Origin of the sequence: Clostridium ganghwense (assembly GCF_026735165.1) — a bacterium.
Taxonomy (GTDB): Bacteria; Bacillota; Clostridia; order Clostridiales; family Clostridiaceae; genus Clostridium_H; species Clostridium_H ganghwense.
Genome location: NZ_JAPQES010000007.1, coordinates 205,741 through 218,854 on the forward strand (window position 1 = coordinate 205,741; position 13,114 = coordinate 218,854).

Consider the following 13,114-nt stretch of genomic DNA (forward strand, 5'->3'; position numbering starts at 1 on the left):
CATTATAAATAAGATTATCTGGGGCTATACAGTAAAGTTTCAAGAGATTTATAGAGGGAATAAGATTATATGTATAAATATATTTATGTTGAATCAGATACACAAGGAATATTTAAACAGGCAAATCATAGAGAATTAATTGATAAATATAGTGCAGAAGGTTGGAGATTTGTTACTGCTATTCCTTCAGGGTTTAGTGGACATGGTGTAATTAAAAATTTCGATTTAGTTTTTGAAAAAGAAGAATAATTTTATAATTTCCTTAAATTACATTATAAAAAACTAATAATTAAGGAAGTAATTAATACACAAAAATAGAGTATTACGAACTGATTATAAAGAATAGAACTAAAGGAGCCTAATGGCTCCTTTTTTAGATTGCTAATATATGTTTTTTATGATTACAAAGCCCTAGTAAACTGAAATAGTTTCTACATATTATATAGGTTATATTTTTAAAATTTTTAAAAAAATTTTTAAGATATTAGAATGTTTTTTAATAGGTGTAGATATATCTTTTTCCCAGTTGCGAACTGTCTCAGGAAGTACTCCTAATACTGCTGCAAACTCTTTTTGAGTGTATCCGTAAAAAAGTCTACATTTATATATGCGTTCTCCAAGTGTATTTTGAGGAAATTTGTCATATGCTCCTAAATACCATATAGGTTTTTCTAATACTAATGATAGTTTTTTTATTATTTTACTAGAAGGTACATTTCCGCCTAATTCTATCTTATTTAAATAAGTTTTATCCATTTGGGAAAGCTTTGCAAGTCTTTTTATGGAGAGTCCTTTTTCTATTCTAGCTTCATATATTCTTTTAGCAGTTGTAGAGGGTGAATTTTCTACAGATAAATAACCATGTTTTTTTACCACATAGTCAAGGTTGTTATCTACACGCTTGTCCGTGTGGTTTCTGGCAAAGTGGAACTAAGGAATGTACATGTAGTGACTATGAAAGGAAAAGGTATATTAATAAAATTTCAGGTCCATTGTTAGATAGGATAGATATATTTTCACCTGTAAATGCTTTATCCTATACACAAATTAAAAACGAAAATAAAAAAGAAACTTCTAAAGAGATAAGATTAAGGGTTGAAAAAGCTAGACAAATGCAGAAAGAAAGATTTATAAATGAGGGGATTTATTGTAATGCACAAATGAATGAAAGACTTATTAATAAGTATTGCAAACTTAATTCTAAAACAAATAGAATTATAGAGAAAATTTATGAGAAATTTAATTTAAGTACAAGGAGTTATAGTAGGATATTAAAGGTTTCAAGAAGTATAGCTGACTTGAATTCTAGAGAAAAAATTGAGGAAGAGGATGTAATTGAGGCATTGCAATATAGAAAATATATGGATCAGACTATTATTTAATAAAAATAAAGGAGAAATGCTATGAATGATTATGAACTATGGTTTGCTATAGCTAATTTATCTTATCGTACAAAAAGAAAGTTGTTAGAAAACTTTAAAAATATTCAGAATCTTTGGTATCGAAGTGTAGTTAATGAAAAAAGTAATGAGTTGGACATAAACACTCTCAAAATCTTAAAAAAGGCTTGGAATAAAGAAAAAATTGATTTTATAAAAAATGAAATAGAAAAGAATGAAATTAATACAGTTGTTATTACGGAACAATTATATCCTAAAAGATTAAAAATATATGATGATGCACCGTATATGCTATTTTACAAAGGAAATATTGAAAAATTAAATCAAAAATATAATGTATCAATAGTTGGATCAAGGAAATGTACTAATTATGGGATAAATGTAAGTAATATAATAAGTGAGAGTTTATGTAAAAATAATATAAATATTATAAGTGGTATGGCAAGAGGAATAGATTCAATTGTACATCAAAAGTGTATAGCGAAAATTTCATATACTTGTGCTGTTTTAGGATCAGGATTAGATATAGTTTATCCCAAAGATAATTTAAGACTATACAATGAAATTTTACATCATAATGGTTGTATAATATCTCAATTTATTCCAGGTACTAAACCTTATTCGTATAATTTTCCAATTAGAAATAAAATTATAAGTGGTTTAAGTGATCTTGTAATTGTGGTTGAAGCTGGTAAAAAAAGCGGTTCTTTAATAACAGCAAGTGCAGCATTAGAACAGGGAAAAGATGTTATTGCTGTGCCAGGAAATATTTTTTCTTCTCAAAGTGTGGGGACTAATCATCTAATAAAAGATGGAGCTTATGTATTAACTAATATTGAAGATATATATGAATTACTACATATAAATAATATAAAAGAAAATTTAGTTAAACAAATGAAAATGAGTAATATAGAACAAAGAGTATATAAATATATAAATACTAATCCTATACATATTGATGATATATCAAGATTAACTAATATTGATATAAAAAAACTATATGAAGTATTATTAAACCTTCAGTTAAATGAGGAAATAGTGTCTCTAAGTGGCAATTATTATGTCAAAAATGTGAAAGAAATTTAATGTAATAAAGAAACATTAGCATAGTTATATATCACATAATTTACATTTAATGTAAATAAATATATGTGATAATAATTATGCTATTTTTATATGATATAGCTATTTTAATATTACAATATAAATAAATTTTTTATGGACTTCTTTGTAAATATTATATACTAATGATATAATTTTAAATTGAACTTTTAAATTATATCCAAGCTATTAAAATTTAAGTTAAAATATAATTATTTATGTTTTAATGTTAGCAAAGATTGACATAAAACAATTATATGAGGTATTATTTGAATTGCAGCTGAAAAATTGAATAAGCATTATGTATATTAGCATATAAGGAATATTAATAAAATTTAAAGATATTATAATAATATACATTAATAATTATACTTAACTACAATAGACTAGAGTTAATGGAGGGGATAATATGGGTAAGAAGCTAGTTATAGTAGAGTCTCCAGCTAAAGCAAAAACAATTGGAAAATATTTAGGAAAGAATTATGTTGTAAAGGCATCAATGGGGCATGTTAGAGATTTACCTAAAAGTCAATTAGGTGTTGATATAGAAAATAATTATACTCCCAAATATATAACTATTAGAGGTAAGGGGGAACTATTAAAGGTTTTAAGAAAAGAAGCTAAAAAAAGTGATAAAATTTTTCTCGCAACTGACCCAGATAGAGAAGGAGAAGCAATTTCCTGGCACTTAGCAGAAACCTTAAAAATAGATAAAGAGCAAAAATGCAGAATAGAGTTTAATGAAATAACTAAAGATGCTATAAAAGCTGCAATTAAAGAACCAAGAGAAATAAATCTTAATGTGGTTGATGCACAACAGGCAAGAAGAGTGTTAGATCGATTGGTAGGATATAAAATAAGTCCAATTCTTTGGAGAAAAATAAAATGGGGACTAAGTGCCGGTAGAGTACAATCAGTAGCACTTAAAATGATATGTAACAGAGAAGAAGAAGTTAAGAGTTTTCAACCGAAGGAATATTGGACAATAGAGTCTCAATTAAAAAAGGATAAGAAACAAAAAACTTTCACTGTAAAATTAATTTCAAAAAATAATAAAAAAATACAGATTGATAATGAAGAAGAAAGTAAAACAATTATTAATGAATTAAACAAAAACAAATATATTGTAAAAGAAATTAAAAAGTCTAAAAAAACACGAAAACCATTACCACCTTTTACAACAAGTACTTTTCAACAAGATTCATATAAAAAATTGAATTATTCAACAAAAAAATCTATGTCTGTTGCTCAACAACTATATGAAGGAATTGATATTAAAGGTGTAGGAACTGTAGGTTTAATAACATATATGAGAACAGATTCAGTAAGAATATCTAAAGAAGCACAAGAGAATACAAGAGATTATATTATTAATAATTTTGGAGAAAACTATATATCAAAGAAAACTAGAGACTTCAAAAGTAAAAAAAATATACAGGATGCTCATGAAGCAATCAGACCAACTTATGTTGAACTTTATCCTGAAAAAATAAAAGAAAGTTTAAAACCAGAGCAATATAAAGTATATCAACTTATTTGGAAAAGATTTGTAGCCAGCCAAATGGCTGAATGCATAATGAATACTATGTCTATAACAGTAGAAAATGGATTATATGGTTTAAAAGCAAGTGGCTCTAGTATCAAGTTTGATGGATTTATGAAACTATATAAATATGAAACAGATGATGATGATGATAATTCTAAAATACCTGAATTAGTAGAAGGAGAAGAATTAACCAAAACTAAAGTAGAAGGAATACAACATTTTACTCAACCACCTGCAAGATTTTCAGAGGCTTCTCTAGTAAAAACTTTAGAAGAAAATGGTATAGGAAGGCCTAGTACCTATGCACCAATAGTCTCAACCTTACTTGACAGAAATTATGTAGAACGTGAAAAGAAAACTTTAATTCCAACAGAATTAGGGTTTATAGTTAACAATATTGTTAGTGAATTTTTCAAGCAAATTGTAGATGTTGAATTTACTGCTGATATGGAAACTAAATTAGATAGTATTGAAGAAGGAAAAGAAAATTGGAAGGATATAGTTAAAGAGTTTTTCACACCATTAGAGGCAGCTATAGAAATAGCAGAAAAAGAAATTGCAAAGATAACCATAGAGGATAAAGTTACAGACATACTGTGTGATAAGTGTGGAAGAAATATGGTTATCAAGCATGGGCGATTTGGAGATTTCCTTGCATGTCCTGGATATCCAGAATGTAAAAACACAAAACCTATAGTAGAAGAATTAGATATTCCTTGTCCAATGTGTGGTGGTAAAATTTTATTAAGAAAAAGTAGAAAAGGTAGAAAATTTTATGGATGTAGTAATTACCCTGAGTGCAAATTTGTAAGTTGGTTTGAGCCTGTGGAAACAAAATGTCCAGAATGCGGAAGCTTTATGATGAAAAAGCATAGCAAGGCAAAAGGTGATTATATAGAATGTTCTAATAAAGAATGTAAGCATAAAATTGAAAAATAAAGATATCTAACCACTTTAATAATTTTTTAATATTAATTTTACAATTGTGAAAAAAACAAAATATATGTCGAATTTAATAAAAACACAGTTGAAATATAGAAAACACTATGATAATATATTTAGAGTGGTTAGAATAATTCAAAATATTTTAAAAAAAATAAAAATTCAAACTTATTCTAGTTACTTATTTTAAACTGTATTAAAAGAAGGAGAGGAACAAATGGCTTCAGAATTATTAAATAAAATACGAATGCTAAATAAGATACTACAAAAATCGGGGGCTGAACCAGTTGTATTTGATGATATTTGTGCTTCACTAAGTGAAGTGTTATCATGCAATGTTTACATAATAAGTAGAAAAGCAAAAATACTAGGTCATAAATTTCATAATGGTGTGGAATGTGAAAGTGTAAAACAGAAGGTTATAAATGAAAAGAAATTTCCAGAATATTTTAACACAAAATTATTAAATATTCACGAAACATTAGCTAATTTAGAGAATGAAGGTAAATCTTCTTTTGATGAAACTAAACCAGCTGAAATGGAAGGTAAACTCTCAACTATTGTTCCTATAATTGGAAATAGAGAGAGGCTAGGTACTTTATTTATTACAAGGTTTGAAGGGGAATTTACAGATGAAGATTTAGTTTTAGCTGAATATAGTGCTACTATTGTTGGACTTGAAATTTTAAGATCTAAGAATGATGAAATGGAAGAAGAAGCGAGAAAAAAAGCTGTAGTTCAATTAGCTATTGGTACACTATCGTATTCAGAGCTTGAGGCGGTAGAACATGTGTTTAATGAATTAGATGGTAATGAAGGGTTATTAGTTGCTTCAAAAATAGCAGATAAAGTAGGCATTACTAGATCTGTAATAGTAAATGCTTTAAGAAAATTTGAAAGTGCTGGAGTTATTGAATCAAGATCTTTAGGTATGAAAGGTACGCATATAAAAATTTTAAATGAAAAATTATTAGATGAATTAAAAAAAATAAAATAGAAATAATAAATATAGAATAGGAATTTTGTCTTCCTATTCTATATTTATTTATGAAAAATTACAAGTTTTTTATAATTTTTGTTGAAGGGCTATAATTCATGTGCTATACTACATAAGGAAGAAAAACACACATTACCTAATTTATGAAATGGTGCCTTTAGAAATAAAGGTTTTTCATGTTAAAAGGTAATGGAGGAAAAAACCAATAGGAGGTAATATTAATGTCAGTTATTTCAATGAAACAATTATTAGAAGCAGGTGTTCATTTTGGACATCAAACAAGAAGATGGAATCCTAAAATGGCTCCATACATATTTACAGAAAGAAATGGTATTTATATCATTGACCTTCAAAAAACTGTAAAGAAAGTAGAAGCAGCTTATGATTTCGTTAAGAGTGTAGTTGAAGAAGGAAAAGAAGTTTTATTTGTAGGTACTAAAAAACAAGCTCAAGAAGCTATACAAGAAGAAAGTATAAGAGCAGGAATGCACTTTGTTAACAATAGATGGTTAGGTGGAATGCTTACAAATTTCAAAACTATAAAAACTAGAATAAAGAGACTAGAAAATCTTGAAACTATGGAACAAGACGGAACATTTGAAGTTCTTCCTAAAAAAGAAGTTATAAAATTAAGAAATGAAAAAGAAAAGTTAGAAAAGAATCTTGGTGGAATTAAAAATATGGATGCAAACAAGATAGGTGTTATGTTTGTAGTAGATCCAAGAAAAGAAAAAAATGCTATAGCAGAAGCTAAAGTTTTAGGAATACCAGTTGTAGCAATTGTTGATACAAACTGTGATCCAGATGAAGTTGACTTTGTAATACCAGGAAATGATGATGCTATAAGAGCGGTAAGATTATTAACTTCAAAAGTAGCTGATGCTATAATAGAAGGAAATCAAGGTGAACAACTAGCTGAATAATTTTTAAATTAACTTGATAGGAGGAATACATATGGTAACTGCAAAAATGGTTAAAGAATTAAGAGAAAAAACTGGTGCAGGAATGATGGACTGCAAGAAAGCTTTAACTCAAACTAATGGTGATATGGATAAAGCTGTAGAATTTTTAAGAGAAAAAGGATTAGCATCTGCAGCTAAAAAGGCTGGAAGAATTGCAGCAGAAGGATTAGTTACAACTTATATAAGTGAAGATGAAAAGACAGCTGTAATACTAGAAGTTAACTGTGAAACAGATTTCGTTGCAGTTAATGAAAGCTTTATTGAATTTACAAATAATGTAGCGAAACAAATAGCTACTACAGATGTAGATACTGTTGAAGAATTAGTAGATGCAAAATTCATCGGAGATGAAAGCGTTACAGTAAAAGATGCTTTAACTGCTTTAATTGCAAAAATCGGTGAAAATATGAATGTAAGAAGATTTGAAAAGCTTACAATCGAAAATGGAGTTATAAACAGCTACATACATGCTGGCGGAAAAATTGGTGTAGCAGTAGCACTTACTTGTGAAAAAGCAAGTGATGTTTTAACAGCACTTGCAAAAGATATAGCTATGCAAGTTGCAGCTGCAAATCCACTATTCTTAGATGAAAACAGTGTTGATCAAGAAGTTCTTAATAAAGAAAGAGAAATATATAAAGCTCAAGCTTTAAATGAAGGAAAACCAGAAAAAATAGTTGAAAAAATGGTTGAAGGTAGAATCAAAAAATATTTAAAAGAAGTTTGCTTAATAGATCAAGTTTGGGTTAGAAACTCTGATTATACAATAAAGAAATTATTAGATGAAAAATCTAAAGAAGTAGGATCTCCAATAACACTTTCTAAATTTGTAAGATATGAAAGAGGAGAAGGTCTAGAAAAGAAAGAAGAAAACTTTGCTGAAGAAGTTCAAAAACAAATGGAAAAAAAATAATGAATAAAAGTAAATAAAGAGAACACCTAGTGTTCTCTTTTTTTAAAGTAAAAATATGAAAAACCAAAAAAAAGTGTAATTTTTGGTATTTTGGAGGTATAATAATAATATGAGTTCATCAAAATATAAGAGAATAATGCTTAAATTATCTGGAGAAGCACTAAGTGGAGAAAATGGATTTGGTATTGATTTTACTGTTACAAAAAGAATTGCTCAAGAAATAAAAGAAATAGTAGATATGGGAATAGAAGTAGGAGCTGTTGTAGGCGGAGGAAATATCTGGCGTGGTAGAAATGGTGAAGATATGGATAGAACTACTGCAGACTATATGGGAATGATGGCTACATGTATAAATGCATTAGCACTACAAGATTCTTTGGAAAATATAGGAGTTAATACTAGAGTACAAACAGCCATTGAAATGAAAGAAGTTGCTGAACCATTCATTAGAAGACGAGCAATGAGACATCTTGAAAAGAAAAGAGTAGTTATTTTCGCAGCAGGTACTGGAAATCCGTATTTTTCTACTGATACAACAGCAGCTTTAAGAGCAGCGGAGATAGAAGCAGATGCAATTTTATTAGCTAAAAAAGTAGATGGAGTATATGATAAGGATCCTAACAAATATGATGATGCAAAGAAGTTTGAGCAACTAACATATATTGAGGTATTAGAAAAAGGATTACAAGTTATGGATTCAACAGCTACATCATTATGTATGGATAACAATATTCCAATTATAGTTTTTGGACTTGACACTCCAAACAATATAAAGAAAGTAGTAATAGGTGAAAAAATTGGTACTACTGTATCAAAATAAATGGAGGTAACATTATTATGGTAAAAGAAATTCTAAAAAAATCAGAAGAAAAAATGGATAAAACTGTTTTAGTATTAAAAAAGGACCTTGCTTCAATGAAAGCAGGGAAAGCTAATCCATCTATGCTTGATAGAATATCTGTTGAGTATTATGGAGCTGAAACTCCTATTAATCAATTAGCAAATGTTTCATCTCCAGAACCAAGAGTTTTACTTATTCAACCATGGGATAAAAATTCTATAAAAGATATTGAAAAAGCAATTTTACAGTCAGATTTAGGTCTAAATCCTTCTAATGATGGTTCAGTAATAAGATTATTAATTCCTGAATTAACTGAAGAAACTAGAAAAAATATAGTTAAAAAAGTTAAAAAAAATGGTGAAGAATCCAAAGTAGCTATTAGATCTATTAGAAGAGATGCTAATGATAAAATTAAAAATTTAAAGAAAGAAAATGAAATTACAGAAGATATGGCTATAGATGCAGAAGAAAATGTGCAAAAAATTACTAACAACTATATTAAAAATATAGATGAAATTGTTGCTAGTAAAGAAAAGGAAGTTATGGCTGTATAATTTTATATTTAAAACTTAAAATACCTGCGTAATCGCAGGTATTTTAAAGCTTTAATAAATAAATTTGAAATGGAGAAAAGCTAATGAAAAATTTTTTGGGTTTTAAAAATAAAAAATCTAAAGAAAACCATGAAATAACTCTTGATATGCAAAGTATCCCTAAACATATTGCTATTATAATGGATGGTAATGGTAGATGGGCTAAAGAAAAGAATTTACCAAGAACATTAGGACATAAAGCTGGTGTAGAAACTATAAGAGAAATTGTTAAAGAAAGTACTAGATTGGGTATAAAATATTTAACTGTATATGCTTTTTCGACAGAAAATTGGAAGAGACCAGCAGATGAAGTTAATGCATTAATGAAACTTTTAGTAGAGTATTTAAAAAAAGAAGTAACTGAATTAAATTCACAAGGAGTTGTAGTTAAGCATATTGGAGATATATCAAAGTTACCTAAAATATGTCAAGAGGAATTAAACAAAGCTTATGAAATGACCAAGAATAACAATGGACTGACTTTAAATCTTGCACTTAATTACGGTGGAAGAAATGAAATATTGCATGCAATAAAAAATATTTCAAATGAAATAAAAAAAGGAAATTTAACCTATACTGAAATTGATGAAAAAGTTATTTCAAAGCATTTATACACAGTGAATATACCAGATCCAGATATAATTATTAGAACAGCAGGAGAGCAACGATTAAGTAACTTTTTATTATGGCAATGTGCATATTCTGAGTTCTGGTATACAGATACAAAGTGGCCTGACTTTAAAAAAACAGATTTACAAAAAGCTATTTATGATTATCAAAACAGAGATAGACGTTACGGCGGATTAAAATAGAGGTGAAACTATGGATAAAAGATATTTTGGAGCATTACTTTTATCACCACTAGTAATTGTACTATTTATGGGTGGGATATATTTAAAATATGTTGTTATGACTCTTTCGTTATTTGGAATGTATGAACTGTTTAGAATTATGAAGAATAAAAATATTAAGCCATTAAGTATAGTAGCCTATCTGCTATGTATTGTATATTATATTCTATTTGTAGGTAAAAATTCAGTGGATTATAAAGCTTTATTTTTGAGTATATTCATTACAATTCTTTTAATGCTGTGTATACCAATAATTAATGAAAAATATAATTTTATTGATATATCTATTACTTTATTTGGTTTTTTCTATGTTACAATATTTTTTAGCTTTATTGTATTAGTTAACCAAAAAGAATATGGTCAATATTTAATATGGATAATATTTATTTCATCATGGTTGTGCGATACTTCGGCTTATTATGTTGGTAAATATTTTGGTAAAAATAAATTATGCCCTAAAGTAAGTCCCAAAAAAACTATTGAAGGTTCAATAGGAGGACTCATAGGTAGTACTATAGGCTGTGGAATATATGGGCTAGTGATTATGAAACAAGGAGTTGAGATTCCTTTATATAATTTTTGTTTGATAGGCGTTTTTTGCGGTGTGTTCTGTCAATTTGGTGACCTAGTAGCATCTTCTATAAAAAGATATGTAGGAGTTAAAGACTTTAGTAATCTTATTCCTGGTCATGGAGGTATTTTAGATAGATTTGATAGCATACTTTTTGCATCAACTGTAGTATATTATTATATAACAATAATTATGGGGATGTAATGGGTGGAAAACAGTAAAAATACATATAATAAATTAATTCATTGTATTATGATGTTAGTAATTTTTATTATTTTAACTTTTATAATCAAAAATTATTTTAAACCGTTTTTTATTATCATTTTTATGACATTTACTTGTAAGCCAATATATGATTTGTTGTGTAAGTATAAAGTTTTCAATAAAAATACAAATGCAGTATTAAGTATACTTTTTATTAATCTTATTTTATTTTTTATTGCTTTTTACACAAGTAGAATACTTTTTAATAAGATTTCTACATTGGTACTAAATAATTATTCTGAAATAATTATTCAGCTCAGAAGTGTTGTTGATAATCTTAATGAATTCTTTAAAATTGACTTGTTTAAATTTAATAGTGATGTTAAAAATTTTTATTACAATATTGCTAATAATGGATATATAAAAAAAGGAGCAATGTATACTACAAATGGTGTATTTGCATATTTTATTAGCAATATTGCTGTTTACTTTATTTTAGTAGATAAATATGTTATAGTAAATACGATTGAAAAACTTTTCCCAGAAAATAATATTTCTAGGCTTAGGATAAAGTTAGATGATATAAATAATATATTTAAAATCGAATTAATTTTAGTATTAATAACAACTTTAGAAACCTTAATTGGCTTTGTTATATTAAGGATTAATAATGCCATATTTTTATCTGCACTTTGTGGTGTTTTAGATTTAATTCCATATATAGGTACAATATTAGTGTTCATTCCTTTAATAATATATAATTTTATTATTAAAAGAAATATAATTGCTAGTGGATTGATAATACTATATATTCTATTGCAAGTAACAAGACAAATTTTAGAAGCAAAATTTGTTAGTAAAAAATTTCAAATTCATCCTTTGATTTTGATTTTAGCTATATATATAGGAATTAAGGTTTTTGGATTTATCGGATTATTTATGGCACCACTTTACATTATTACAACTAAGGAAATAATATTTTCAACTTAAGAAAAGATTTGTTAAGATAGGAGTGACTGTAGTGAAATACATAACTATTTTGGGGGCCACTGGTTCAGTTGGAACTCAGACCTTAGAGGTTATAAAAAAAGAAAGTGAAAAATTTAAGCTTATTGCTTTTTCAGCCAATAAAAATTATCAAAGAATAATAAATACAATAAAAGAATTTAAACCTAAATATGTTGCTGTAGTTGATAAATTTACATATGAAAAAGTTAGAGAATATTGTGAAATGCAAAATATAGATATTAATATTTTTGAAGGTATTGAAGGATTAACTACAATATCTATTTTACCGGAAGTAGATATTGTAGTTACTTCAATAGTTGGAATGGTTGGTTTAGTACCAACATTAAATGCAATAAAAGCGGGTAAAGACATAGCTTTAGCTAATAAAGAAACTTTAGTTACTGGTGGAGAGATAGTAATGAAAGAAGCCCAAAAACATAAAGTCAACATTTTGCCAGTTGATTCAGAACATAGTGCTATTTTTCAATGTCTTCAAGGAAATAGTATAGAATCAGTTAATAAAATTATTTTAACTGCTTCTGGAGGACCTTTTAGAGGTAAAACTAAGAAGGATTTAATTAATATTACACCAGAACAAGCTATTAAACATCCTAATTGGAATATGGGGAAAAAAATATCTATTGATTCATCAACTCTTTTAAATAAAGGATTAGAAGTTATAGAAGCACATTGGTTATTTGGTTTAGATTATAAGGATATTGAAGTTGTAATACATCCTGAAAGTGTAATTCATTCAATGGTAGAATATAAAGATGGAAGTATAATAGCACAACTTTCTAGTGCAGATATGATTTTACCTATACAATATGCTCTTAACTATCCTAAACGAGAAAAAAGTTTAATCAATAAACTTGACTTTTATAAAATTAATAAGTTAACATTTGAAAAACCTGATATGATTAATTTCAGAGGTTTCAAGTTATCTTATGATGCGGGAATTGAAGGGGGTATTATGCCTACTATCCTAAATGCTGCAAATGAAGAAGCTGTAGAATTATTTTTACAAAAGAAAATAAAATATCTGAAAATAATAGATATAATAGAAGAATGCATGAACAAATTTGAAAATGAAAATAATATAGAGTTAGAATTAATACTGAATACTGAAAAAATAGTTAGGAAATTTATTCAGGATAAATATAATTTTTAAAGGAGGAACAATTG

At 27.1% G+C, this 13,114-nt stretch carries 14 protein-coding genes; 13 read left to right on the top strand and 1 reads right to left on the bottom strand.

Annotation, left to right across the window (positions count from 1 at the left end; translation table 11 throughout):
• The first annotated feature begins 69 nt into the window (after positions 1–69).
• Positions 70–249, top strand: coding sequence for a DUF4177 domain-containing protein (locus OXH55_RS17920; protein WP_268051498.1), 180 nt, complete (start codon positions 70–72; stop codon positions 247–249).
• Positions 250–447: 198 nt separating this feature from the next.
• Here OXH55_RS17920 and OXH55_RS17925 read toward each other — a convergent pair whose 3' ends face one another.
• Complete coding sequence (locus tag OXH55_RS17925; protein WP_268051500.1) at positions 448–876, bottom strand: helix-turn-helix domain-containing protein; 429 nt, start codon at positions 874–876, stop codon at positions 448–450.
• Here OXH55_RS17925 and OXH55_RS17930 point away from each other — a divergent pair.
• The 12 genes from OXH55_RS17930 to dxr all read left to right on the top strand — a co-directional run bounded on the left by OXH55_RS17930 (position 837) and on the right by dxr (position 13,100).
• Positions 837–1,382 carry a magnesium chelatase subunit ChlI family protein gene (locus OXH55_RS17930; protein WP_268051501.1) on the top strand — a complete coding sequence of 182 codons (546 nt, stop codon included), beginning with the start codon at positions 837–839 and terminating at the stop codon, positions 1,380–1,382. The two genes, OXH55_RS17925 and OXH55_RS17930, sit on opposite strands and share 40 nt — an antisense overlap.
• Before the next feature lie 21 nt (positions 1,383–1,403).
• Positions 1,404–2,486, top strand: a complete 1,083-nt coding sequence (gene dprA, locus OXH55_RS17935; RefSeq protein ID WP_268051503.1) for a DNA-processing protein DprA — start codon at positions 1,404–1,406, stop codon at positions 2,484–2,486.
• Positions 2,487–2,910: 424 nt separating this feature from the next.
• On the top strand, positions 2,911–4,986 hold the full coding sequence (topA, locus tag OXH55_RS17940; protein ID WP_268051505.1) for a type I DNA topoisomerase: 2,076 nt from the start codon (positions 2,911–2,913) through the stop codon (positions 4,984–4,986).
• A 220-nt stretch (positions 4,987–5,206) separates the two neighbouring features.
• Positions 5,207–5,986, top strand: coding sequence for a GTP-sensing pleiotropic transcriptional regulator CodY (gene codY / locus OXH55_RS17945; protein WP_268051506.1), 780 nt, complete (start codon positions 5,207–5,209; stop codon positions 5,984–5,986).
• A 221-nt stretch (positions 5,987–6,207) separates the two neighbouring features.
• Positions 6,208–6,909, top strand: a complete 702-nt coding sequence (gene rpsB / locus OXH55_RS17950; protein ID WP_268051507.1) for a 30S ribosomal protein S2 — start codon at positions 6,208–6,210, stop codon at positions 6,907–6,909.
• A 31-nt stretch (positions 6,910–6,940) separates the two neighbouring features.
• Positions 6,941–7,861, top strand: a complete 921-nt coding sequence (tsf, locus tag OXH55_RS17955) for a translation elongation factor Ts (RefSeq protein ID WP_268051508.1) — start codon at positions 6,941–6,943, stop codon at positions 7,859–7,861.
• 109 nt (positions 7,862–7,970) lie between these two features.
• Positions 7,971–8,681, top strand: coding sequence for a UMP kinase (gene pyrH, locus OXH55_RS17960; RefSeq protein WP_268051509.1), 711 nt, complete (start codon positions 7,971–7,973; stop codon positions 8,679–8,681).
• Positions 8,682–8,698: 17 nt separating this feature from the next.
• Positions 8,699–9,256, top strand: coding sequence for a ribosome recycling factor (gene frr / locus OXH55_RS17965; protein ID WP_268051510.1), 558 nt, complete (start codon positions 8,699–8,701; stop codon positions 9,254–9,256).
• Between the two features lie 83 nt (positions 9,257–9,339).
• The gene (locus OXH55_RS17970; RefSeq protein ID WP_268051511.1) at positions 9,340–10,107 is read left to right on the top strand and encodes an isoprenyl transferase; all 768 of its coding nucleotides are present in this window, start codon (positions 9,340–9,342) and stop codon (positions 10,105–10,107) included.
• A 10-nt stretch (positions 10,108–10,117) separates the two neighbouring features.
• On the top strand, positions 10,118–10,921 hold the full coding sequence (locus OXH55_RS17975; RefSeq protein ID WP_268051512.1) for a phosphatidate cytidylyltransferase: 804 nt from the start codon (positions 10,118–10,120) through the stop codon (positions 10,919–10,921).
• 51 nt (positions 10,922–10,972) lie between these two features.
• Positions 10,973–11,911, top strand: coding sequence for an AI-2E family transporter (locus OXH55_RS17980; protein WP_268051634.1), 939 nt, complete (start codon positions 10,973–10,975; stop codon positions 11,909–11,911).
• Positions 11,912–11,942: 31 nt separating this feature from the next.
• Positions 11,943–13,100 (top strand): 1-deoxy-D-xylulose-5-phosphate reductoisomerase, encoded by a 1,158-nt coding sequence (gene dxr, locus OXH55_RS17985; RefSeq protein WP_268051513.1) that lies wholly within the window; start codon positions 11,943–11,945, stop codon positions 13,098–13,100.
• The last annotated feature ends 14 nt before the right edge of the window (positions 13,101–13,114 follow it).